Source organism: Rhodopseudomonas palustris HaA2, assembly GCF_000013365.1.
Classification (GTDB): Bacteria; Pseudomonadota; Alphaproteobacteria; order Rhizobiales; family Xanthobacteraceae; genus Rhodopseudomonas; species Rhodopseudomonas palustris_J.
The window spans coordinates 1,957,967-1,981,401 of sequence record NC_007778.1 but is presented as its reverse complement, the minus strand read 5'-3'; the positions used below and the strand labels follow the sequence as shown (position 1 = coordinate 1,981,401).

Sequence of the window (23,435 nt, the reverse complement as noted above, 5' to 3'; positions counted from 1 at the left end):
CAGCCGATCCGGGCGACGGCGTCACGCCGCGAGTTGGTTCTCGACCAGTTTGATCCAGTACGAGGTGCCGTAGACGATGGCGTCGTCGTTGAAGTTGTAGGCCGGGTGATGCAGCCCGGCGCTGTCGCCATTGCCGAGGAAGATGAACGCGCCCGGCCGCGCTTCCAGCATATAGGCGAAATCCTCGGCGCCCATCAGCGGCGGCATCGACGTCACGTTGGACTCGCCGGCGATGTCGCGGGCGATCCGCTGCGCCACCTCGGTCTGCTCGGCATGGTTGACCACCACCGGGTAGCCGCGCTCGTAGACGATGTCGATCCTGGCGCCGGTCGACTGCGCAACGCCGGCCGCGACCTCGTGGATGCGCTTCTCGACCAGGTCGCGAACTTCGGCCTTCAGGGTGCGGACCGTGCCTTTCAGTTCGGCGATCTGCGGGATGACGTTGCGGGCGTTGCCGGCGTGGAATTCGCAGATCGAGATCACCGCCGATTCCAGCGGATCGACCGTGCGCGACACGATCGACTGCAGCGCGGTGACGAGCTGGGCGCCCACCAGCACCGAGTCGACGCACATATGCGGCCGCGCGGCGTGGCCGCCGACGCCCTCGATGCGGATGTCGACCGAATCGGTCGAGGCCATGATCGCGCCCGGGCTGATGGCGAAGGAGCCGACCGGGATGCCGGGGCCGTTGTGCATGCCGTAGACCTGCTCGATGCCGAAGCGGTCCATCAGCCCGTCCTTGATCATCGCCGCGGCCCCCGCGCCGCCCTCCTCGGCCGGCTGGAAGATCACCACTACACTGCCTGCGAAATTGCGGGTCTCGGCGAGATAGCGCGCGGCGCCGAGCAGCATCGCGGTGTGGCCGTCATGGCCGCAGGCGTGCATCTTGCCGGGCACCTTGGAGGCATAGGGTAGACCGGTCGCCTCCTCGATCGGCAGCGCGTCCATGTCGGCGCGCAGCCCGATCACCTTGAGGTCGCCGCTCGCCGGCTTGCGGCCGCGGATCACACCGACCACGCCGGTGCGGCCGAGTCCCGTCACCACCTCGTCGCAGCCGAATTCGCGCAGGCGCTGGGCGACGAAATCGGCGGTGCGGTCGACGTCGTACATCAGTTCGGGGTGCTGATGGAGGTCGTGACGCCAGGCCATGATATCGGGTTGCAGGTCGGCGACGCGGTTGATCAAGGGCATGTGGCTGACGAGGCTCCGGAAGTTGGTTTCGTATTCTGATCGGGCAGGCTAGCCGGCCTGCCGCCCGGCGGCAACTGTACACCGCCCCGCCGCGGGGCTAAGCGTCTGCGCAACCGCGATGTCGTGGCAAACCACACGTGGAACGGGACGGATGACGCAGATCGAGGGCGAATTCGACTATATCGTGGTGGGCGCCGGCACTGCCGGCTGCATCGTCGCCAACCGGCTGTCGGCCGATCCGAATTGTCGGGTGCTGCTGCTGGAAGCCGGCGGCCGCGACAACTGGATCTGGTTTCACATCCCGGTCGGCTATCTGTTCGCGATCGGCAATCCGCGCTCGGACTGGATGTTCAGGACCGAGCCGGAGCCCGGCCTCAATGGTCGGTCATTGGCCTATCCGCGCGGCAAGGTGATCGGCGGCTCCTCGGCCATCAACGCGATGATCTCGATGCGCGGCCAGGCCGCCGATTACGACCACTGGCGCCAGCTCGGCCTGTCCGGTTGGGGCTGGGACGACGTTCGCCAGGTGTTCCGGCGGCTGGAGGATCACTTCCTCGGCGACAGCGAGCATCACGGTAAAGGCGGCGGCTGGCGGATCGAGGCGGCGCGGCTGTCCTGGCCGATCCTCGACGCGGTGGCCGACGCCGCCGGCGAGATGGGCATCCCGCGCAGCGCCGATTTCAACACCGGCGACAACGAGGGCGTCGGCTATTTCCACGTCAACCAGAAGCGCGGCCGGCGCTGGTCGTCGGCGCGCGGTTTCCTCAAGCCGGCGCTGCACCGGCCGAATCTGAGGCTGGAAACCGGTGTCGTCACCGACCGCGTGATAGTCGAGAACGGCCGAGCCGTCGGCGTGCGGTTCCAGCAAGGCGGCGGCGTGGTCGAGGCGCGGGCGCGGCGCGAGGTGGTGCTGTGCGCGGGATCGATCGGCTCGGTGCAAGTGCTGCAGCGTTCAGGCATCGGGCCGGCGGAATGGCTCACCCCGCTCGGCATCGATCCGGTGCTCGATCGCCCGGGCGTCGGCCGCAATCTGCAGGACCATCTGCAGCAGCGCGCGATCTATCGCGTCAGCGGCGGCCGCACCCTGAACGAGATCTATCACTCGCTGCCGCGGCGCGCCTGGATGGGCATGGACTACGCGCTGCGTCGGCGCGGCCCGCTGACGATGGCGCCATCGCAGCTCGGCATCTTCACCCGCTCCGATCCGCATCAGGAGCGCGCCAACATCCAGTTTCACGTCCAGCCATTGTCTCTGGATAAATTCGGCGACCCGCTGCACCGCTTCCCGGCGATCACCGTCAGCGCCTGCAACCTGCGGCCGACCTCGCGCGGCGAGATCAAGCTGAAATCCACCGCGCTCGACGCCGCCCCCTCGATTGCGCCGCATTATCTGACGACCGCCGACGACCGCCGCGTCGCCGCCGACGCGATCCGCTGTACGCGCCGGCTGATGCAACAGCAGGCGCTGGCGAAGTATCAACCCGAGGAGTATCTGCCCGGCCGCGCGGTGGGCGACGACGACGCCTCGTTGGCGAAAGCCGCCGGCGACATCGGCACCACGATCTTCCATCCGGTCGGCACCGCCAAGATGGGCCTCGCCAGCGATCCGATGGCGGTGGTCGACGAACGCTTGCGCCTGCACGGCCTCGACGGCCTGCGCGTCGTCGACGCCTCGGTGATGCCGACGATCACCTCCGGCAACACCAATACGCCGACCGCGATGATCGCCGAGAAAGGCGCGACGATGATGCTGGAGGATGGGAAGTAAGCGGTGAATTCGATATGCGAATAGCGCCGAGGCAGGTGCACTCGCCGCAATGACGCCGTCATCCTGAGGTGCGCGCTGTTGCGCGCCTCGAAGGATCGCCGCTTTCACCCGTGCCCGCATCCTTCGAGGCCCGCCGAAGACGGCGGGCACCTCAGGATGACGATACCGGTTAGTCTCTCACATCAATGCGCGATCAGCGTCGGGATCGTCACCGCACTCAGCAGCGAGCGCGTTACGCCGCCGAACAACAACTCGCGTTTCGGGGAGTGGCTGTAGGCGCCGAGCACCATCAGATCGGACTGATCTTCGGCGGCGAAGCGGCGGATCACGTCGGCGACCGGCGCGCCCTTGGATTGCAACTGTTCGACGCGAACCTTCACGCCGTGGCGGCTGAGGAAATGCGCAATGCCGGCGCCGGGTTCGTGGCCATGCAGCGGGTTCTTCTCGGCATCGACGACGACGACCGCCACCGAAGCCGCCGCCGACAGGATCGGCAGCGCGTCGGTGATCGCGCGCCGCGCTTCGCGGCTGGCATTCCAGGCCAGCAGCACGTTGTTCGCGACCGGTCCATCGCGCCAGCCCTGCGGGATGATGAGATGCGGAACGCCGGACGACAGCAGCATCCGCTCCGGCGACCATGCCGAAGGCAGTCCTCCCGGCGCGGGGTGGCCGACCACGACGAGATCGGTGTGCAGACAATGCAGCTGCGCGAGATCGGCGACTTCGTCGTCGCGAATGACGCGAAACTCGAATGACGAATGGTCGCGTCCGGCCAGCGTCTCGAAGCGCTGGCTCGCGTCGGACAGCGCCTTGCGTTCGGCGAGGCCGTGACGTTCCAGCATCTCGCGAATTGCGCCGCCACCCTGGATGAACGAACTCGAACGGTCGTTCTGCCACGCGTTCGGCATGACGAACGCGCCGATCAGATGCGCGCCGTGCTGCACGGCCAGGCGCGCGGCATAGCGAATCCGCGCTTCGCAGACATCCGTCGGATCGACGAAGACGACCAATGATCTGAGTGACATTCCGCTCGCCATTGTTGGAGCCCGGCCGTCGCGCGACGCCCGAGCGAAGATAGGCAGAACAGATCGCGACAGACTTGCTTCAGGTCAAGCTGCGCAGGCCGCATGCGGCGCCCTGACGCGCCCGCGTGGGCGGGTTTCAGATCACGCCGACTTGCGCACCGCGTTGTCGACCAAGGTCTTGCCGAGCGACCAGATCGCGCCGGGGACCTTGTGGCTGGCGGCGATCGCTTCGTCGAAGCCGCGCACGATCCACTTGCAGTCGTCCTCGGTGATCGTCAGCGGCGGCAGCAGCTTGATGGTGTGCAAACCGTGGCCCGCGACCTGCGTCAGGATCTTGTGATCCTTGAACAGCGGCACGGTGATCAGCTGAACGAACAGACCCTTGTTGGCGGTCTCCAGCATGGCCCACGACGCCTTCAGCCGCATTGATTTCGGCGGGCCGAATTCGACGCCGATCATCAGCCCCTTGCCGCGGACGTCTTTGAGAAGTTCGTAGCCCGGGATCATGCCGCTGAGCGCCAGCCGCAGCTCGGCGCCGCGCTTGGCGGCGGCCTCGATCAGCTTCTCGTGCTTCATCACGTCGAGCGTAGCGATGCCGGCGGCCATCGCCAGATCGTTCTTGGCGAAGGTCGAGCCGTGCACCACGGCGCGATCCATCCGGTTGAAGATCTTGTCGAAGATCGCCCTGCGCGTCAGCACCGCGCCGACCGGGACATGGCCGCCGCTCAGTGCCTTCGACAACAGCACCATGTCGGGCTCAACGTTCCAGTGCTCGACCGCGAGGAAGCGGCCGGTGCGGCCCATGCCGGTCTGGATCTCGTCGGCGACGAACAGCGTGCCGTAGCGCTTGCACAGCGCCGCCGCACCCGGCAGGAACTCGTCGCTGGGCATGTTGACGCCCTTGCCCTGGATCGGCTCGACGATGAAGGCCGCGACCTCGCGGGTCGACAGCGCCTTCTCCAGTGCTTCGAGATCGTTGAACGGGATCGTGGTAACGCCGGGCAACAGCGGCCCGAAGCCGCCCTGAAAATTCTGGTCGTCGGTCAGCGACAGCGCGCCATAGGTCAGGCCGTGATAGCTGTGGTCGCAGTTGACGATGCCCTGGCGCCCGGTGGCGTTGCGGGCGAATTTGATCGCAGCCTCGACGCTCTCGGCTCCGGAATTGGCGAAGAAGACCTTGTCGAGATAGGGCACGAGCTCCAACAGGCGCTCGGCGAGCACGCCGGCCAAGGTCGAGACGTCGAGCTGCACCAGGTTCGGCAGTTCGCCGTCGAGCACGCTCTTCAGCGCGTCGCGCAGCGCCGGATGATTGCGGCCGAGCGCGAAAACGCCGAAGCCACTGAGCAGATCGAGATAACGGGCACCGTCCCGATCGTAAAGATACTGCCCGCTTCCCTTCTGGAACCCGACATCGTAGCCGATCGTCTTGAGCACGCGCACGAGCTGCTCGTTGAGGTTGCGCGTATGCATTGCGCTCCGCTCGGACTCGCGGTCGGCGAAGAGCGCGGCGACGTCGATATGGGGATATGGCATTGGCTACTTACGTCGGTTGTTGGGCGCGTCGTCAACCCAAAACGCGGGTTGCGGCGCTTTGACCCGTGCGTCGAGACGGAGGCTACGGCCGCCGCGCGAAACCTGTGGCAGTGCCGAGATGAACGCCGGCGCAACGCCCTGCCCGCAGGCGGTATAAGCCGATCTGCCGCTTCGGCGCCAGTGCTGCCCGCGTGAGGCAGCCAGAACTGACGCGGTGTGGCCTCCGCGTCGAGCGCGGCCGCACGCCAGCCTCGGGTGGCAGGCGGCCTCGCTGGTCTCAGAGGTCGGTATCGCCGGTCTCGTCGATATGGCGCGGCTTGCCCATCAGCGCCGGCTGGAACAGCAGCACCGCGCCCAGCGTGGTCAGCAGCGACAGCGCCAGCAGCTTGCCCATGCTGGCGGTGCCGGGGTGGCTCGACAGCCAAAGGCTGCCGAACGCCGTCGCGGTCGTCAGCGCGCTGAAGAAGATCGCCCGCGTCAGCGCCGATTGCAGCAGATTGGTGCGTCCCGCGCGCCACGCCACCACATAGTAGATCTTGAATGCGACGCCGATGCCGAGCAGCAGCGGCAGCGCGACGATATTGGCGAAATTGAGCGGCAAGCCGATCAGCACGCAGATTTCCAGGGTCACGGCGCCGGCGACCAGCAGCGGAACCAGCGTCAGCAGCACGTCCGAGATCCGCCGCAGCGTGAGCCACAGCAGCAACGAGATCGACAGCAGCGCCCACAGGCCGGCCTGGATGAAGGAGGCAACGATGGTGTCGCCGGACTTCAGGATCGACACCGGCCCGCCGAGGGCATTCGGCTCGGCCTGCAGCACCGACGCTGCGAATTTGCGCAGCGTCTCGTTGTCGTTCGGATCGCCGTTCGGCAGCACTTCGATGCGGATCTGACCGTCCTTGGCCTTCCAGGAGGACACGATGTCCTGGGGCAGGTTGTCCAGCGTCACCGGCTCCGCCTGCAACATGCTGCGGAGCTGATTGAAGGCGAGCTTCAGCGGCGTCACGAATACCGCCTGAGCCTGGTCGCGGGTCGCCTGGTCGACCTTGGCGAGCGCCCCCAGCGCCGTGGCGAGGCGGCGAGCAGCCTCGGCGCCGGGACCGGTGGCGTCGCCGGCGGTCTTGCGCAGCGCCGCCACCGAGCTGTTCAGCGCCTCGATGTTTTCCTGATCGGTCGGCGGAGGGTCGATCTGCTCCGGGTTCAGCGCCGGCTCCAGCACCTTGGCGCCGGCCTGGATCAGCTTCAGCTTCGCTGGCTGATCCGCCGGCACGAAGGTGTCGAGCGACAGCGTCCGCGACACTTCGGGCACCTTCGCCAGCTTGGCCTGGATGTCCTTGGCGGCCTGTTCGGATGGCGCCAGCACGTTGATGGCGTTGGCGCCGGTGTTCGGATCCTTGCGCAGGTCGAGGAAGGTCGCGATCGACTCCACCTTCGGGCTGCGCAGATTGATCGGGTTGAAGTCGAAATGCATGTAGTAGAGCAGCGGCAGACCAGCCAATGCGACACCGATCGTGCCGGCGATCACGCCGACGCGATGAACCTCCAGGAAGCGATCGAGCGGCGCCAGAAACGCGTAGCCCAGCGGCTCTTTCTCGCCGGCCGGGTTCAGCAGTTTGATCAGCGCCGGCAGCACCGTGATGCTGGAGATGAACGCGATCGCCATGCCGGCGCCGGCGATCTCGCCGAGTTCGGAAATGCCTTTGTAGGAGGTCGGCAGAAACGACAGGAAACCGGCGGTGGTCGACATCGCCGCCAGCGACAGCGGCACCGCGGAATACTCCGCCGCCTGGATCAGCGCCTTGTTGAGGTCGTTGGTCTTGTGGCGTTCGGATCTGTAGCGAACGCTGAACTGGATGCCGAAATCGACGCCGAGACCGACGAACAGAACCGCGAAGGCGATCGACAGCAGATTGAGCGTGTCGACCAGCATCAGCCCGACCGCCGTGGTGATCGCCAGACCGATGAACAGGTTGGCGGCGACGGCGAAGATGATCTTCGAGGAGTGCAGCGCCATCCACAGGATGATCAGCACCACCACCACGGTGCCGATGCCGTTGACGATGGCGCCTTCCTTGACCGTGGAGAATTCCTCGTTGGCAATCGGCACCGGGCCCGTCAGCCGGACCCGGGCGCCGAATTGCTGCTCCAGATTGAGCTCGGTCGCCGCTGCACGGATCGCGTCGGTAGCGGCCCGGCCCGGCTCGAGTTCGGTGAAATCGAGGATCGGCTTGACCTCGATGAACGCCCGCTTGTCACCGTCGGTCAGCGGCTCGGGGCTGCTCAGACCGCGCCAGGAGAAGAACGCCGCGCGCTTGGCGAGGACGTCCTCGACGGTCTGACTGATGGTGTTGAACGGTGCCGCGGCACCGTCGAGCGTAATCTGCCCGCGGGTCACGCCGAGCAGGCCGGTCTCCAGCGCGGCCGTGAGGCCCCGAATGCTGGGGTCGCCGGCCATAATCTCGATCAGCGGAACTGCCGACTGGAACTGGCCGGTCACCTTGGCGACCTCGTCGGTCGGCAGGAACAGCAACCCGTGCCGGTCGAAAAATTCGCCCCCGCCGAGTCGTTTAACCGAGTCGAAGTTCTTGTGATTGCTTGATAATTTCTCTGTCAGCGCGGCCGTCGCAGCGTTGGCAAATTCCGGCGTCGGAGCCTCGACCACCGCCAGGATCAATCTTTCCTGATCGAACGCCTTCTCGAAGGCGATATCGCGCTTGCGCCAATCCAGGTCGGACGAGATCAAATGATTGATATCGGTGTTGATCCCGAAGTTCTGGTAAGTATAGAAGCCGCTGGCGATCGCGAGCAATACCCCGATCAGCACAGTAAAAGACGCAAAACGGGTGCTGGCTTTCACAATGGAAACGATGGCACTTTTCAGCACATTTGCTCTTTCTATTGCTATCGGCTTGCCTAGAATGCGTCGGCTCCGACGGGTATCGAGTCGATCGAACTGGTTTCTACCTTCCAGCGACCAAAGACTGCGAAATAACCCATGAGGCCCGCGGGGTGTCGTGGCCGGAAGTAATCTCACTAGGCTGGATTGCCAAGGGCGTTTTGCACGCCGCCCATGGGAACCCTGCGACCCTTGCTCTTGCGGGTGTCCTCATACCAGCTAGATCATGGTACGGGAATTGCCCATAATACGTCAGGAGACGGAACAATCATGAGTGTGGTGCCCTTTGTCTGACGTTCGCCCTCTCGAAGTCTTTCTTGCCCAGCCCCGTGGTTTCTGTGCCGGCGTCGTCCGCGCGATCGAGATCGTCGAGCGCGCGCTGGAGAAATACGGCCCGCCGGTCTATGTGCGGCACGAAATCGTGCACAACAAATATGTGGTCGAGAGCCTGAAGGCGAAGGGCGCGATCTTCGTCGAGGAGCTTTCCGAGGTGCCGCCGAAGGCGGTGACCGTGTTCAGCGCCCACGGCGTCGCCCGCAGCATCGAGGAAGAGGCCGCTTCTCGCGGCCTGCCGGTGCTCAACGCCACCTGCCCGCTGGTCACCAAGGTGCACAACCAGGGCAAGCGCTACACCGCCAAGGGCCGCACCCTGATCCTGATCGGCCATGCCGGCCACCCCGAGGTCGAGGGAACGATGGGACAGGTTCCCGGCCCGGTGCTGCTGGTGCAAAATCTCGACGATGTCGCCGCGCTGACGCTGCCGTCGGATACCCCGGTCGCCTACATCACCCAGACCACGCTCAGCGTCGACGACACGCGGGACATCATCGCGGCGCTTTCAAAGCGATTCTCGGATATCCAGGGCCCCGACACCCGCGATATCTGCTATGCAACGCAGAACAGACAGTCTGCAGTTCGGGCCATGAGCAAGCTGGTCGATCTGATCCTGGTGGTCGGCGCCAACAACAGTTCCAACTCCAACCGGCTCCGGGAAATCGGCACCGAAGCCGGCATTCCGAGTTATCTGATCTCGGACGGCAGCGAGCTCAACCCGGATTGGCTCGAAGGCAAGAAGGCCGTCGGCATCACCGCCGGCGCGTCCGCCCCGGAAGTCCTGGTCGACGACGTCATCGAGGCGCTGCGCCGGATCGTTCCGGTCAGCGTGTCGGTGCTGCCGGGCCGCGAGGAGAACATCGAATTCGTCCTGCCCGCGGAGCTGGTCACCGCCTGATCGCCGACGTCCGATCCGCATCGTGATGATTTGTACGAAAGAGAAGAACCCGTAATGGCAATACCGTTTCACAAAGAGCTGGTGATCGGCGGCTATCTGCTCAAGCAGAAGCTGCTGGGCCGCAAGCGCTACCCGCTGGTGCTGATGCTCGAGCCGCTGTTCCGCTGCAACCTCGCCTGCGTCGGCTGCGGTAAGATCGACTATCCCGACGCGATCCTGGATCGCCGCATGAGCGCACAGGAGTGCTGGGACGCGGCCGAGGAATGCGGCGCACCGATGGTGGCGATCCCGGGCGGCGAGCCGCTGATCCATCGCGAGATCGGTGAGATCGTGCGTGGCCTGGTGGCGCGCAAGAAGTTCGTGTCGCTGTGCACCAACGCATTGCTGCTCGAAAAGAAGCTGCATCTGTTCGAGCCGTCGCCCTATCTGTTTTTCTCGGTGCATCTCGACGGCCTCAAGGAGCACCACGACAAGGCGGTGTCGCAGCCGGGCACGTTCGACCGCGCGCTGAAGGCGATCAAGGCGGCCAAGGCCAAGGGCTTCACCGTCAACGTCAATGCCACGATCTTCGACAACCATCCGGCCGAAGAGATCGCCAAGTTCCTCGACCTCACCGCGGAGCTGGGCGTCGGCGTCTCGATGTCACCGGGCTACGCCTATGAGCGGGCGCCGGATCAGGAGCACTTCCTGAACCGCACCAACACCAAGAACCTGTTCCGCAAGGTGTTCGAACTCGGCAAGGGCAAGAAGTGGAACTTCATGCATTCCGGCCTGTTCCTGGACTTCCTGGCCGGCAACCAGTCGTTCGAATGCACGCCGTGGGGAATGCCCGCGCGCAACATCTTCGGCTGGCAGAAGCCCTGCTATCTGCTCGGCGAAGGTTATACCAAGACCTTCAAGGAGCTGATGGAGACCACCGACTGGGATTCCTACGGCACCGGCAAATACGAGAAGTGCGCCGACTGCATGGCGCATTGCGGCTATGAGCCGACCGCGGCGACGGCGTCGCTGAACAATCCGCTGAAGGCGGCCTGGGTCGCGCTGCGCGGCATCCGGACCTCGGGGCCGATGGCGCCCGAGATCGATCTGTCGAACCAACGTCCGGCTCAGTACATCTTCACCGAGCAGGTTCAGAAGACGCTGTCAGAGATCCGCCGCGACGAGGCCGCTGCTGCTGCCGCCAAACGTCAGCCGCAACCGCAGGCCTCCACCGCGGCCTAAGCTGCGGGCTCACCGCGTCACCAACGAAAAAGCGCGGCCGATGAGCCGCGCTTTTTGTTTTGGAATGGTGACCGAATAATCGACAGGTAGACGCTCAGCTCAGATCCGCCGCCAAAGCGGGGATCCAGTATCGCAGAGCCTTGCGGATGATCGCCAACGATCTGGAATACTGGGTCGCCCGGTCGGGCCGGGCGATCACGAGTTGTGTCTGAGGGCGACGTCGGTTGCGGCCGTTCAGCCGCGACACATGTCCCTCAGATCGCCCTCAAGCCTCGGCGACCACACCACCACCGCCGCCAATCACGGCGTCAAGCACGAAGCTTCGACAGCCGCGTAGGCTGCGGAGCGCCCGATTGAAATCGATTCCGGTCGAGACCAGCGACCGGATCGACGTCGGGTGACGCGCCAGTCCACGCAGAACTCTGCGCAGATCGACATCGCCGTTCGGCTTGATCGCGGTCGACACCATCTGCGGAAGGCTGCGGCTGGCCGGATCGCTGATCACGCGCAGCGCCGCGAACGGCAGCCTGGCTGCCGCGGCGTAATCGGCGGCGATGTGGCTTTCCATGTCGACGGCCGCCGCGCCGGTCTGCGAATGCAGCGCCGCCTTCGCGGCACGGGCCGCGACCACTTGCTCGACGCCGACCAGGCCGCCACGCACCACGCGCTGCCGGAGCAGACCCGCGCTGCGCAGCAATTCGTCGCTGAGGGCGGTTTCGGACTGCCAACGGCGATCGCCCGCCGTCACGTTGGTCGCGATCACGATGTCGCCGGATCGCAGCGACGGGTCGAGCCCGCCGGCGACGCCGAAGCTGATCACGCCGCGAATCGACGACGCATCGAAGCTCGCCATCATCCGGCGCAACTGCTTCGGATCGCTACTGCTGCAGATGACCGTAAGACCCGGCCCTTCGGCGATTTTCGCTTCCTGGATCAGCCCCGTTACAATCAGAACCGGTCGCGGATCTCGCTCCGCGGCCGCGTCGCCCCTAGCCCCCAGAATCACATTCCGACCCCTACGACCTTGCTGTTCGTGGCTCTCAAATTTCGATACCGCGCCAGCGCCCAGAGCGGAAAGAACTTTGAATAGCCATGGTACCGCAGATAAAACACCCGCGGAAAGCCTGTAGCGGTGTAGCGCTGCTCGTCCCACACGCCTTTTTCGGTCTGTGTGCCTTTTAGGTACTCAACCCCGCGCGCCACCGCCGGATGATCGACTTCCCCGGCAGCCATCAAGGCAAGCAAGGCCCATGCCGTTTGGGACGCCGTGGACGGTGCACTTTCGTAGCCCCGATAGTCCAGGCGATAGCTGACCGCATCCTCGCCCCAGCCGCCATCGGCATTCTGGATCGATGCCAGCCAGGCCACCGCCTTGCGCATCGCCGGATCCTGATGGGCGACCCCGGCCGCATTCAGCGCGCACAGCACCGACCAGGTTCCGTAGATGTAATTCAGGCCCCAGCGGCCGTACCACGAGCCTTCGGCGAGTTGGGTCTTGCGCAGATAGGCGACGCCGCGGGCCAGCGCCGAGCTGGTCTCCGCGGTCTCGCCGAGCTGCGCCAGCATCGAGACGCAGCGCGCAGTGACGTCCTCGGTCGGCGGGTCGAGCAGCGCGCCGTGATCCGAGAACGGGATGTTGTTCAAATAATACTCGGTGTTGTTCACGTCGAAGGCAGCCCAGCCGCCATCGTCGCTCTGCATCCCCTCGATCCACTCGCGCCCGCGCGCGATCGCATTGTCGTAGGCCGCACTCGGCTGATCGCGGCGGGCGCGGTCGAGCGCCATAACCACCACGGCGGTGTCGTCCAGATCGGGGTAATGGGCATTGTTGTACTGGAACGCCCAGCCCCCGGGGCGGACGTTGGGCGCCTTCACCGCCCAGTCGCCCTTGAGGTCGAGCACCTGCTTCGGAATCAGCCAGTCCAGCCCCTTGCGCACCGGCAGCGCGGCCTCGGCGCCGCCCGCCTCCAGCAGCGCGTGGCAGGTCAGCGAGGTGTCCCAGATCGGCGAGACGCAGGGCTGGCAGTAGGCCTCCTCCTCGCCGACCACCAGCAGCAGGTCGATGCCGCGTCGGGTGATGGCGCGCGGCGGATGGTCCTCACCATAGCCCAGCACCTTGTACATCATCACCGTGTTGGCCATCGGCGGATAGATCGCACCGAGCCCGTCCTCGCCGTTCAGCCGCTCCTCGATGAAGGCGACCGCGCGGCCGATCGCATAACTGCGCAGCTTTTTCGGGATCAGCGGCTCGATCACCCGCAGCACCGCGTCGATCGAACCGAACAGCGTGAACAGGCCCCAGCTCTGATGCGGCGCCTTGGCCGGCATGCCGATCGATTGCGGGTCCTGCAGGAACAATTCATCGAGGCCGATGTCGAGCTTGTTGACCGCGCGCGGCTTCAGCGCCGCCAGCACCATCAGCGGCACGATCGTGGTGCGCGCCCAATAGGAGATCTTGTTGAGGTGGAACGGCGCCCACATCGGCAGCAGCATGATCTCGACCGGCAGCACCGGCACGCTGCGCCAGGTCAGAATGCCGAACATCGACAGAAGGAAGCGGGTGAACACGTTGACGTGGATCGCGCCGCCGCGCGCCAGGATCGCCTCGCGGGCCTTGGCCATATGCGGCGCGTCGATGCTGTCGCCGATCATCTTGAGGGCGAAGTAGGCCTTTACCGTCGCGCTGACATCGAACTCGCCGTCGTGCACCAGCGGCCAGCCGCCATGCGCGCCCTGGGTCCGGCGCAGGTAGACCGCGATCTTGGCCTCCAGCGCGGCATCGACCGGCTCGCCGAGATAGTGCCGCAGCAGCACGTATTCGGCCGGAATGGTACAATCGGCCTCAAGCTCGAACACCCAATGGCCGTCGTCGCGGCGATAACCGAGCAGCGCGGCACGCGCCGCATCGATCGAGGCGTCGAGCGTCCTGCCGCGCTCTGCGCCCAGAATGGTCGTACCGGAAGTCATTGAATTGCTAGTCTCCGTGCTTGTCGGCCGGCGCTCGCGCTCAGGCCTGACCCAGCGCCAGCACCAGGTCGGCGGCCCGGTTCCCGGACCGCACCGACCCCTCGATGGTGGCCGGCAACCCCGTATCAGTCCAATCGCCTGCGAGGAACAGGTTTTTCCACAGAGTGACCGGCCCCGGACGCAGGGCATGTTGTGCCGGCGTAGCCTCGAAGGTCGCCCGGCGCTCGCGGACAATTTGCCACGGCGGTAAATTCGCCGAAATACCGGCCACCTGACAGATCTCGCCCCAGATCGCGGCCGCGAGCTGGTCGCGCGGGGCGTCGACCAGCCGGTCGGCATTGCTGATGGTCACCGACAGCCGGTTCGGGAAGGCGAACAGCCACTCCACCACCCCGCCGATCACCCCAGTCAGCGCCGGCATCCCCGCCGGCGGCGCGTAATTGAAATGGGCGTTGACGATCGCCCGATAATTCTGCGGCGTCTTCAGCCCCGGCAGCAGCGAAGCCGCCGGCCGTGGCGGCACCGCCAGCACCACCGCGTCCTCCGGCCCGACCGTGACGACGTCTTCGCCGCCGAAGTTCAGACCAGCGACCCGGTCGCCGGATGGCGTCAGCGTCCGCAATTCGTGACCGAACCGCACCCCCGGACCGCTGCGCGCCAGCAATTCGACGGCCGGCTCGACCAGCACCGCGCTGAGACCGTCGCGGGCGATCAGCGGACGGCAGGCCTTGCCACCGGCGAGCAGCGTCTCGCGCACGATCGCGCCGGCGAGACCGGCCGATCCTTCGGGCGGGTCGACATTGAGCGCCGCCAGCAGCAGCGGCTGCACCAAACGGTCATACAGCGGGCCGCGGCAGGGGATGGTATCGCCGATCAGCTTGCTGGTCGGCGCCCACAGCAGCGGCGCCAGCGCCAGATAATCCCGGATCGCGGTGTCGGGCACCCGGCGACCGGCATCGAACAGCCAGAACGGCAGCCGGCCGCTGCCAAGGTCGAGCTTCCAGCGCGCGTTGGATCTCACATCCATGAAGTCGAACTCGGCGCGTTCTGGCCCGACCAGCCCGGCCTCGGTGCCGATCGACCGCGCATAGTCGCGCGCGGCGTGGTTGCCCGACAGCAGCAGATGATTGCCGTTGTCGATGACCAGATCGGTCTGGGCGTCGAAATACGAGCGGCAACGGCCGCCGGCCTGCTGCATCGCTTCGTGGACGTGGACGGTCAGCCCGGCGCGCGCGAGCTTCGTCGCGGCCGCGAGACCGGAGATTCCAGCACCGATGATGTGAACGGTTTTCGGCATCAGACGATCGCGTATTGTAGCAGGATGGCGATCTTCGCCGCCTTGCCGAGCTTGACCGGCGTCCGCGGCGGCGCGAAGCCGCGCGCGATCAGCAGTTGAAGGATCGAATAGTAATACTTGCCCATGATCCGCGGCGCCTTGACCACGCGGCGCGGATTGCGGCTCATCACCTCGTCGGCGGCGTCGAAGTGCTTCAGCGCGCGCGCCACCAGCGGCGCGCAGACATTTGGAACCGCCGGATCGGCGGCGACAGTCGCCGGATCGACGCTGGTGATGCCGGCGGCGAGCAGGCCTTCGCGCGGCAGATACAGCCGGCCGAGGCCGGCGTCCTCGTCGATGTCGCGCAGGATGTTGGTGAGCTGCAGCGCGCGGCCGAGATGGTGCGCGAGCAGGATGCCATCCTGCTCGGGCAGGCCGAAGATCCGCACCGACAGCCGCCCGACCGCGCTGGCGACGCGATCGCAGTAAAGATCGAGGGTGGCGTCTTCCGGCGCGCGGATGTCGGCGGTGACGTCCATCTCCATGCCGTCGATGATCGCGAGGAAATCCTCGCGCTTCAGACCGAAGGCTTGCACAGAGCCCTGATAATCCGCGAGCCGCGGCGGCGGCGCGCCGCGATACAGCGCGTCGATGTCGTCGCGCCAGCGCTGCAGACCGGCAGCCCGCAGGTCGCGTGGCTCGTCGGAATCGGCGATATCGTCGACGTAGCGGCAGAAGCTGTAGACCTGAAACATCGCCTCGCGCTGCGGACGCGGCAGGATGCGCATCGCGGCGTAGAACGAGCTGCCGACCGCGGCGCCCTGATGCTCGGCGGGTTCGGAGGTGGATTGCAGGGTCATGCGCGCGGCGCCGGCTTCGAGACCGGCCCCTTTCCAAAGGTGCGACGGGCGATTTCCGATCCGACCGCGCCGATCGTGGACAGCAGGAATTCGATCGGCTTCGGGTGCACCCGCTCGCTCAGCGGGTCGCGCACCTTGAGCATCGCCACGATTCGATCGGCGAAGGCCTGGATCACCGAGACTTCGAGGCCGAGCCGGAAATCCTTGATCTCGGCGGCGAGCGGGCGGCCCTCGCCGAGCAGCACATCGGTGCGCACGGCGAGCCCCTGCAGGCAGCGCAGCAGCGCCGGCGAGGACGTCAGATGGCCGAGGTCCTCGACCTTGGCGCCAGCCGCATCCAGCGCGTCGCGCGGCAGGTAGACCCGGTTGAGGTTGCGATAATCCTTGCCGCAATCCTGCAGGTGATTGTTGATCTGCAGCCCGGCGCAGAGCGCGTCCGACGCCGGCCAGGTCGAGGTGCTCTCGCCGTGGACGTCGAGCATGAAACGGCCGACCGGCATTGCCGAATAGCGGCAATAATGGATTACCTCGTCCCAATCCTCGTAGCGCAGCTTGGTGACGTCCATTCGAAACGCAATCAGCACATCCAGCGCGTGGCGCGGCGGCATGCCCCGCTCGGCCAGCGCGCGCCGCAGTTCGACCGCCTCCGGCTGGGTCGCCCCGTGGCCGAGCAGTTCGGCCTCGAGCAGATCGAGGTAGTCGAGCTTGGTCGCGGCGTCGAGCATCGCGTGGTCGGCGATGTCGTCGGCGGTGCGGACGAAATTGTAGAACGCCAGAATCAGCTCGCGATGCCGCGGATGGATGATCCACGACGCGACCGGAAAATTCTCGTCCCGGTGGGTCTTGCCGGATCGCAGTTCACTCGCAGACGTCATCGGCACCGGCCAACGCTTGTTTCGGACATGGACATTTCCGATCGGGATTTCAGGCATGGAAACGTCGCGAACGGACCCGCCCGGCATCCCGGGCAGGTCCGTTCGCGACGCCATATAAGGGAAAATCGCCGGTTAAACCAACGATATTGACGCCGATCGTCCAGAGCCGCGACGGCCCCGGATCACGGCATCACCGGCGCGGCGGATGGCGGAACACCCTCCCCCGGCCGGCGCGGTCGATCACTGACCGTGGCTGAGCAGCACCTGGTTGCAGGCACGGCTGATCTTCGGCCGATTCTCCTTCAGGCAGGCCAGGATCGCGAAGTCGCCCTGATCCATCAACGCGCGGCAGTGACGCGACACGTCGCGCGAGCAGGCGGCCTGCTCCTCGGGCGTCCCGCTGCGCTGCTGCTGCTGGGCAAAGGCGCCGGTCGACATCGGGACGAGCAGCAGCGTGAGCGCAACCAAAGTCTTCTGCATTTTCTTCCTTCGAGATGTTGGGGAATTCGGTCTCCGTCCGATCAACGTCAAAGCGACGCCTGGACAGGCCGTCAAGCCTCGATCGACACGGATGTGCAAGCCGCCATCTGGCCGCTCAAATGCGGCCAAATTCGCGCCGATACTGCGACGGTTGCGACGATGTTTCAAATATGGCCGAAACCGTGACACATTTCTTCGCGAAGCGTTGCGAATTTGAGACAATTGGGCAAGGGTTTCGTCGTTGCGAAAGTGTCCATCGGGGCACAACCGACGGCTCTCCGCGCGCGTCCGGGTTTGCGGAGAACAAACCGAGATACTATTTGATTTGAACCTGTCGTTGCTCGACGACACTAACAGGCTGATGCGGCGGAGCGTCGTTTCGGCACGAATTTTCAGGGGTCAACAAGAATGAAACTGCTTCGGTCATCATCTTCGCTTCATGCCTTGAAGGCCGCCGGCGTCGCGGCGGCGATGCTGCTGTCGGCCTCGGCCAGCTACGCAGAAGGACCGTTCGCCGGATTTGAAGGTGCATGGTCGGGCACTGGCACGGTCGCCTTGTCCGACGGCTCCAAGGAGCGCATCCGTTGCAAGGCGACCTACAAGGTCGGCGGCGGCGGCAACCAGCTCGCGCAGACGCTGCGCTGCGCAAGCGACAGCTACAAATTCGACCTGACCGCCGACGTCGCCAGCAACGGCGACCGGATCTCCGGCAACTGGAGCGAGGCCAGCCGCAACATCAACGGCAATCTGCAGGGCAAGGCCGGCGGCGGCAATATCGAAGTCTTCGTCGAGGCCGCCGGTTTCGCCGCCAGCATCTCGCTGACGACGCGCGGCAACAAGCAGTCGGTCGCGATCAGCTCCAAGGGCGACATCCGCGGCGTCAACATCAGCATGACCAAGGGCTGATCCTCGATCGTCGATCAAAAACCCCTCGGACCGGCCGGTCCGAGGGGTTTTTTCATTTGAACCGCGTCGCGACGAACGATCTGCAGACGCGTCCCTTCCAACTTCCACTCCGCCCGTAATGCTCTACACCACCGGCCCCGGCTTGCGGTTGCGGCGCAGCCGCTCGGCCATGCTGATCAACCACATCGCAGTCGGCCGCAGGATGAACAGGTCGGCGATCAAGGCTGCGACCATCGCGAACGCGCTGAGCCAGCCGAACAGCCGCAGCGACGGCAGGTCGGAGAACACCGTGACGCCGAGCCCGCAGGCCAGCACCACGGTGGTGAGAATCAGCGCCGGACCGACCAGCACAGTGGCGCGCTCGACCGCGGCCGCGGCGCTGGTCCCCGGCGAGCTCTCCAGCCGCAGCCGGTTGAGAAAGTGGATCGTCGCACTGAGGCCGAGGCCGAACGACACGATCAGCGCGACCGCGCTGGCGAACTGCAGCCCCTCGCCGAGCCCCCACAGCAACGTGCCCGACAGCACCACCGGGAAGATTCCCGGCAGGATGCAAGCGAGCATCACCACCACCGAACGGAACGCCAGCCCGATGAACATCGCCACCAAGGCGAATTCGATGGTCAGGGCGTGGTTGAGTTTCGAGATCATGTCCGCGCTGTTGCGCGCCGCAATCGCCGACAGGCCGGTGACCGCGACTTCGTAGCCCGGGTGCTTCGCGCGTACCGCATCGAGCGCGTGGTCGAGCTTCTGCACCACCGGCAGAATCTCGCTGGAATCGAGATCCGGCACGCGGCCGGACACCACCACCGCGGTCTGGTCCGCGGAGATGAACCGGCGCACCAGATGCTCGGGGATGACGTCGACATATTCCTTCAGCGTTGCGACGTCGTCGGTATGCGCCTTCTCGGCGAGCCAGCGACGCAGCGTCTCCAGCGACCAGACGTTGCCGACGCCGGCCTGCTTCTCGACCATGGCGTGGACATCGGCGATGGTCTGCAGCGTCTGTGGCGAATACAGCGTCTGCCCTTTGGGGAATTCGACCAGCACGTCGATCGGATTGGCGCCGGTGAGCTTGGCGTCGAGCCGATCGCTGGCCTGCACCGCCTGCTGCTTGTCGGGCACCTGATCGGCGAGTCGGTAGCGGGGCTCGAGATTGGCGTAGATCACGCCGAGCCCGCCGACCAGCAGCAGCGCGAGCAGGCTGAACAGCCCGGGGCGGCCGACCATCCGCACCGCGATGAAGGCGCAGAACCGGCGCAGCGCATTGACCCCGAGATCGGCGCTCTGGAACTTGGCGGCGAACGCCTGCTCGTTGCGCACCAGCAGCACGCCGAACACCGGCACCAGCGACAGCACCGCGATCAGCGCGATCACCGTGGCGACGAGGCCCGCCTCACCGAACGCGCGGATCAAGTCGGAGTCGGAAAACTGCAGCGCGATGAAGGAAATGCCGGCGGTCGCGTGGGTCAGCACGCAGGCCGGGCCGACCACCAGCACGGCGTTCCTGAAGGCGGTGTATTTGTCCTCGCCGGCGATCAACCGATCGCGCGCCGCAAAAGTGAGCTGCATCGAGTCGGCGAAGCTGATCACCATGATCAGCGGCGTCATCACGTTGAGGAACATGTTGAGGCTGAAGCCGGTCCAGCCGAGCACGCCGAGCGACAGCAGGATCGCCAGCAGCGGCGGAAACGCCGCCACGATCATGAACGAGATCTTGCGGAAGAACAGGATCGCGATGATGCAGCCGGCGAGGATGCCGGCGATGTTGTAGATCAGGCCGTCGCGCTCGACCGCGTTGCGGATCTCGAGCTGCATCACCGGAACGCCGGACAATTGCCGCGACAGGCCGGTGCCTTCGAGGTCCTCGGCCATCACCTTGCGGATTTCGGCGATCGTCTCCGACAGCTTGTTGTTGCCGACGATCTCCGGCTCCAGCGACAGCACGATCAGCGCCAGCGTGCCGTCCTCCGAGATCAGCTTGCCGCGGATGATCTCGTTGCTCTTCACAGTCTCGATGAACTTGTCGTAGGCCTCGCCTTCCGGCAGTTCGTTGGGAAACAAGGCCGCCGGCAGCTTTCCGGGCTCAGGCGCCTGCCGCGCCGAAAACAGCGAGATCAGACCGCGGGTGCCGTCGACGAGTTGCAAATCTGTGACCAGATCGCGCAGTTTCTCGAGATTGTCGCGCGCGAGCAGGTTCTTGCCTTCGACCACCACCAGCACGTCGAATTCGGACGAGGGAAAGCGCTTGGTGACCTGCTCGTATTGGTGGAATTCCTTGGTGTCGGACCGGAACAGCTGGCTCAGCGAATCGTCGATCTTGATGCGCTGGATGCCGAAGATCGCCGCCACGATCAGCACGGCCAGGACGATGCAGGACAGGATCGGTGCGCGGATCGCGATCAGCCCCATCCGCTCCAGCCCGAAGGCGATGCTGACCCGGCGCCGATTCAGTTCGTCGACTTCGGCATCTTTGACGTTCTTATCCAGCATGCGCTGTTCCGTTCTGGCGGTCACGCGATGAACCGAGATATCCGGCACGATTGCGACACCGCCGCGCCCGGGAAAGGTTCATCCGTGCCGAAATGTGATGGAGTTCATCGTTTGCTTGATTTACCGGCCCGGTGGCTCCGCAGCTGGAGCGCCGGGGGCACAGTTCACCAGATTCGCAGCACCGACGCGAACCGCGCCAGCGTGATCATCCTGGCCCGGGCAGCTCCGCCGGTGTGGAGCCACCCTCGCCGCTTTCATCCTTCAAGGCAACGCCGGAGGCACCGCGCGCCATCGATTCACGTACCAGCCACGCAATCTTGAACGCCGCCTCGTCGGGGCTGATGCCGGCAGCATGGATGTTGGACACGCAATTCCGGTCGGCATCGGTGCGGCCGGGTCTCGGACCGAGAGTGACATAAGCGCCGAGGCTGGCCGGCGCCGACAAGCCCGGCCGCTCCCCGATCAGCACCAGCACGATCCGCGCGCCGAGCAGCGCACCGATCTCGTCGCCGAGCGCCACCCGGGCGCCGGTGACGACGGCGGCCGGCCCGACGCCGATCCCCGACGCTGCAAGCCGAGGTAGCAGCCGGCGCACCACCTCGCCCGCCTGGGCCGCCACCGCCACCGGCGACAGCCCGTCGCCGATCACCAGAGCGAGATCAGCGGTGGACGGATGAGCTTCGAGCATTGCCCGCGACGCCGGGTCGAGCTGGCGACCGAGATCGGGCCGCGCGAGATAATCCCGGCGCGACTGTGCCCGGCTCGACACCTGCAACGGCGTCAGGCCGAGCGCGCCGAGTTCTGCGGCGACCGCGGCGGCGTCGAACGCGGCATGCACCGCGTCCCGGGCACGGGCATGAGCCAGCGTGAAATCCAGCAGCGCATCGGTGGTCAGGCTGACGCCGGCCCGGCCGAGCGCGACCCTGGCCGGGGTCAGGCGGCGCAGATCGCTGAGCGCGGGCGGAGCAGTCGGAGACGAAGTCATAGTTCACCCTTTTGGGCCGCACAGGGGACGCGAGGGACGTCGAGCGACAAATCCTATTCCGCAGGCACCGAGGCCTCACGCAGCCGGATCGAATAGTTCGACGCATTGGCCTGACCGCGCGACGCCTCGCGTGCATAGACGATCAGATGGTGTGCGACCACCATCACCAGAAGCAGATTCTCGATGTCGCCGCGAATCAGCCGGGGCAGCGCAAACTTCCAGAACGCCAACCTATAGTCGCCGCGAATGCCGATACGCCAGATGATGTTGCGCAGCATGATCAGGCCGCGCTTGACGTTGGCTTTCGAAGCCCGCTGCGGCGTATTCGGATGGAGTCGCGTCGCGTAAGCGTGGCGGACCTGATATTCGTAGCGGCTCAGCAGCGCTTCAGGCTCATAGGCGCGCGCCATGCAGTCCTTCCACATCGCCACCACTTGATCGTGCGGCAACAGGAAGTCGACATTGGATTCGCGGCCGTCGTCGTGAATCAACCGACCTTCACGCTCCAGTCGATCCCACAGCGGGGTCTTCGGCAGCGCCTGCAGGAGATTGATCGTCAGCAGCGGAATCTGCGACTGCTCGATGAACTGCATCAGGAATTCACCGGTCTCCGGCGTATCGGTGTCGAGGCCGAGGATGATGCCGGACACCACTTCGATACCGTAACTCGAGATCGTCTGCACCCCCTCGAGAATCGGGACCATCATGTTGTGGTCCTTTTGCATCGCTTTCAGCGCCGTCGGATCCGGCGTCTCGATGCCGCAGAAGATCGTGGTGAAGTATGCGTCCCGCATCAGCGTCAGGATTTCCGGACGCTTGGCGATGTTCAGCGTCGCCTCGCAGGCGAGTTGCAGCGCGAAGCCGGTACGCTTCTGCCACTCGACGAGATGCGGCAGCAGATCGAGCGCGGCCTTGCGGTTGCCGATGAAATTGTCGTCGACGAAATACACCGAGCCGCGAATGCCGCATTCGACCATGCGGTCGAGTTCGATGATGATCTGCTCCGGGGTCTTCAGCCGCGGATTGCGGCCGTAGAGCGCGGGGATATCGCAGAACTCGCACTGGTACGGGCAGCCGCTGGAATACTGGATGCTCCCCAGCATGTATTTGCTGCATTCCGCCAGCTCGTAGGCCGGAATCGGAAACAGCGTCATGTCGAGGCGATCTTCGGTGGTGAAGACGATCTGTCGATCTGGCCGCGCCACGTCGTGCGCAAGCCGGGCGATCAGCTGATCGGTGGCATCGCCGAGTTCGCCGACGTGCAGATAGTCGAAGCTCGGGTAGTGGTCCGGGCAGGCGCTGACCGACGGACCGCCGATCGCGGCCGGCAGATCGTAAGCGTGCGCGCGCCGGCAGATGTCGATCATCTGCTGCCGCTGGATGTGCATGCCGCTGACGAATACCGCATCGGCCCAATCGAAATCGTCATCGGTGGCAGGCCGGATATTCTCGTCGATGAAACGCACCGACCAGTCTTCCGGCAGATAGGCGGCGATCACGAGCAGGCCCTGCGGCGGCATGAAGGCCGCGACCCCGTCCATCAGCGGATAGGAGTTCTGGAAGGTGCCGAAGGACTTCGTGTAGCGCGGAAAAACGCACAGAATGCGACGGCTGCTCTGGCCGGATTCAGCTCTCATCAGACTCCCTCGGGGAACTATTCTTGGAAACCGTCTTTGGTTATGTGAACCGGATGCCCGGAACGGTTCGAACGACGGGCATGATTCAAGCCGT

Annotated in this window: 17 protein-coding genes; 4 read left to right on the top strand and 13 right to left on the bottom strand. The window is 65.4% G+C overall.

Annotated elements, in window-relative coordinates:
* Positions 1-21: 21 nt before the first annotated feature.
* Positions 22-1,191: a M20 aminoacylase family protein gene (locus RPB_RS08730; RefSeq protein WP_011440630.1), complete on the bottom strand. Its 1,170-nt coding sequence runs from the start codon at positions 1,189-1,191 to the stop codon at positions 22-24.
* Between the two features lie 151 nt (positions 1,192-1,342).
* Here RPB_RS08730 and RPB_RS08725 point away from each other — a divergent pair, with 151 nt between their 5' ends.
* Positions 1,343-2,959 (top strand): GMC family oxidoreductase, encoded by a 1,617-nt coding sequence (locus tag RPB_RS08725; protein ID WP_041798113.1) that lies wholly within the window; start codon positions 1,343-1,345, stop codon positions 2,957-2,959.
* A gap of 182 nt (positions 2,960-3,141) precedes the next feature.
* Here RPB_RS08725 and RPB_RS08720 read toward each other — a convergent pair whose 3' ends face one another.
* From RPB_RS08720 to RPB_RS08710, 3 genes are all read right to left on the bottom strand, one after another.
* Positions 3,142-3,984, bottom strand: a complete 843-nt coding sequence (locus tag RPB_RS08720) for a universal stress protein (RefSeq protein WP_041798111.1) — start codon at positions 3,982-3,984, stop codon at positions 3,142-3,144.
* Between the two features lie 141 nt (positions 3,985-4,125).
* Positions 4,126-5,517 carry an aminobacteriohopanetriol synthase HpnO gene (gene hpnO / locus RPB_RS08715; RefSeq protein WP_011440627.1) on the bottom strand — a complete coding sequence of 464 codons (1,392 nt, stop codon included), beginning with the start codon at positions 5,515-5,517 and terminating at the stop codon, positions 4,126-4,128.
* 277 nt (positions 5,518-5,794) lie between these two features.
* Positions 5,795-8,401, bottom strand: coding sequence for an MMPL family transporter (locus RPB_RS08710; protein WP_011440626.1), 2,607 nt, complete (start codon positions 8,399-8,401; stop codon positions 5,795-5,797).
* 298 nt (positions 8,402-8,699) lie between these two features.
* On the opposite strand from RPB_RS08710, the gene ispH reads away from it, so the two are divergent.
* Together ispH and hpnH are read left to right on the top strand one after the other, a co-directional pair.
* The gene (gene ispH / locus RPB_RS08705) at positions 8,700-9,644 is read left to right on the top strand and encodes a 4-hydroxy-3-methylbut-2-enyl diphosphate reductase (RefSeq protein WP_011440625.1); all 945 of its coding nucleotides are present in this window, start codon (positions 8,700-8,702) and stop codon (positions 9,642-9,644) included.
* A gap of 54 nt (positions 9,645-9,698) precedes the next feature.
* Positions 9,699-10,865, top strand: coding sequence for an adenosyl-hopene transferase HpnH (hpnH, locus tag RPB_RS08700; RefSeq protein WP_011440624.1), 1,167 nt, complete (start codon positions 9,699-9,701; stop codon positions 10,863-10,865).
* Between the two features lie 265 nt (positions 10,866-11,130).
* On the opposite strand, the gene RPB_RS08695 is transcribed toward hpnH, so the two are convergent.
* The 6 genes from RPB_RS08695 to RPB_RS08670 all read right to left on the bottom strand — a co-directional run bounded on the left by RPB_RS08695 (position 11,131) and on the right by RPB_RS08670 (position 17,323).
* On the bottom strand, positions 11,131-11,871 hold the full coding sequence (locus tag RPB_RS08695; RefSeq protein WP_011440623.1) for a phosphorylase: 741 nt from the start codon (positions 11,869-11,871) through the stop codon (positions 11,131-11,133).
* Positions 11,868-13,832: a squalene--hopene cyclase gene (shc, locus tag RPB_RS08690; RefSeq protein ID WP_011440622.1), complete on the bottom strand. Its 1,965-nt coding sequence runs from the start codon at positions 13,830-13,832 to the stop codon at positions 11,868-11,870. The genes RPB_RS08695 and shc overlap by 4 nt, the downstream gene beginning before the upstream one ends.
* 40 nt (positions 13,833-13,872) lie before the next feature.
* A complete protein-coding gene (hpnE, locus tag RPB_RS08685) occupies positions 13,873-15,129 on the bottom strand; it encodes a hydroxysqualene dehydroxylase HpnE (RefSeq protein ID WP_011440621.1) in 1,257 nt (418 codons plus the stop codon).
* Positions 15,129-15,968, bottom strand: coding sequence for a presqualene diphosphate synthase HpnD (hpnD, locus tag RPB_RS08680; protein WP_011440620.1), 840 nt, complete (start codon positions 15,966-15,968; stop codon positions 15,129-15,131). The genes hpnE and hpnD overlap by 1 nt, the downstream gene beginning before the upstream one ends.
* Complete coding sequence (hpnC, locus tag RPB_RS08675) at positions 15,965-16,843, bottom strand: squalene synthase HpnC (protein WP_011440619.1); 879 nt, start codon at positions 16,841-16,843, stop codon at positions 15,965-15,967. Before hpnC ends, hpnD begins: the two co-directional genes overlap by 4 nt.
* A 240-nt stretch (positions 16,844-17,083) precedes the next feature.
* Positions 17,084-17,323, bottom strand: coding sequence for a hypothetical protein (locus RPB_RS08670; RefSeq protein WP_011440618.1), 240 nt, complete (start codon positions 17,321-17,323; stop codon positions 17,084-17,086).
* A gap of 408 nt (positions 17,324-17,731) precedes the next feature.
* Between RPB_RS08670 and RPB_RS08665 the strand changes: the two genes are divergently transcribed.
* Positions 17,732-18,229 carry a hypothetical protein gene (locus RPB_RS08665; RefSeq protein WP_011440617.1) on the top strand — a complete coding sequence of 166 codons (498 nt, stop codon included), beginning with the start codon at positions 17,732-17,734 and terminating at the stop codon, positions 18,227-18,229.
* 123 nt (positions 18,230-18,352) lie between these two features.
* On the opposite strand, the gene RPB_RS08660 is transcribed toward RPB_RS08665, so the two are convergent.
* From RPB_RS08660 to hpnP, 3 genes are all read right to left on the bottom strand, one after another.
* Positions 18,353-20,719 (bottom strand): efflux RND transporter permease subunit, encoded by a 2,367-nt coding sequence (locus RPB_RS08660; protein ID WP_011440616.1) that lies wholly within the window; start codon positions 20,717-20,719, stop codon positions 18,353-18,355.
* Between the two features lie 205 nt (positions 20,720-20,924).
* Positions 20,925-21,704 carry an ethanolamine ammonia-lyase subunit EutC gene (gene eutC, locus RPB_RS08655; protein ID WP_011440615.1) on the bottom strand — a complete coding sequence of 260 codons (780 nt, stop codon included), beginning with the start codon at positions 21,702-21,704 and terminating at the stop codon, positions 20,925-20,927.
* Positions 21,705-21,757: 53 nt separating this feature from the next.
* Complete coding sequence (gene hpnP, locus RPB_RS08650; RefSeq protein ID WP_011440614.1) at positions 21,758-23,341, bottom strand: hopanoid C-2 methylase; 1,584 nt, start codon at positions 23,339-23,341, stop codon at positions 21,758-21,760.
* Positions 23,342-23,435: the final 94 nt, after the last annotated feature.

What these genes read in the sequence shown, in the direction of transcription:
- RPB_RS08720 (WP_041798111.1), bottom strand. Translation starts at nt 3,984, where the DNA reads ATGTCACTCAGATCATTGGTCGTCTTCGTCGATCCGACGGATGTCTGC.
- RPB_RS08730 (WP_011440630.1), bottom strand. Translation starts at nt 1,191, where the DNA reads ATGCCCTTGATCAACCGCGTCGCCGACCTGCAACCCGATATCATGGCC.
- hpnO (WP_011440627.1), bottom strand. Translation starts at nt 5,517, where the DNA reads ATGCCATATCCCCATATCGACGTCGCCGCGCTCTTCGCCGACCGCGAG.
- hpnC (WP_011440619.1), bottom strand. Translation starts at nt 16,843, where the DNA reads ATGACGTCTGCGAGTGAACTGCGATCCGGCAAGACCCACCGGGACGAG.
- hpnE (WP_011440621.1), bottom strand. Translation starts at nt 15,129, where the DNA reads ATGCCGAAAACCGTTCACATCATCGGTGCTGGAATCTCCGGTCTCGCG.
- RPB_RS08725 (WP_041798113.1), top strand. Translation starts at nt 1,343, where the DNA reads ATGACGCAGATCGAGGGCGAATTCGACTATATCGTGGTGGGCGCCGGC.
- shc (WP_011440622.1), bottom strand. Translation starts at nt 13,832, where the DNA reads ATGACTTCCGGTACGACCATTCTGGGCGCAGAGCGCGGCAGGACGCTC.
- RPB_RS08665 (WP_011440617.1), top strand. Translation starts at nt 17,732, where the DNA reads ATGAAACTGCTTCGGTCATCATCTTCGCTTCATGCCTTGAAGGCCGCC.
- hpnH (WP_011440624.1), top strand. Translation starts at nt 9,699, where the DNA reads ATGGCAATACCGTTTCACAAAGAGCTGGTGATCGGCGGCTATCTGCTC.
- RPB_RS08660 (WP_011440616.1), bottom strand. Translation starts at nt 20,719, where the DNA reads ATGCTGGATAAGAACGTCAAAGATGCCGAAGTCGACGAACTGAATCGG.
- eutC (WP_011440615.1), bottom strand. Translation starts at nt 21,704, where the DNA reads ATGACTTCGTCTCCGACTGCTCCGCCCGCGCTCAGCGATCTGCGCCGC.
- hpnP (WP_011440614.1), bottom strand. Translation starts at nt 23,341, where the DNA reads ATGAGAGCTGAATCCGGCCAGAGCAGCCGTCGCATTCTGTGCGTTTTT.
- RPB_RS08670 (WP_011440618.1), bottom strand. Translation starts at nt 17,323, where the DNA reads ATGCAGAAGACTTTGGTTGCGCTCACGCTGCTGCTCGTCCCGATGTCG.
- hpnD (WP_011440620.1), bottom strand. Translation starts at nt 15,968, where the DNA reads ATGACCCTGCAATCCACCTCCGAACCCGCCGAGCATCAGGGCGCCGCG.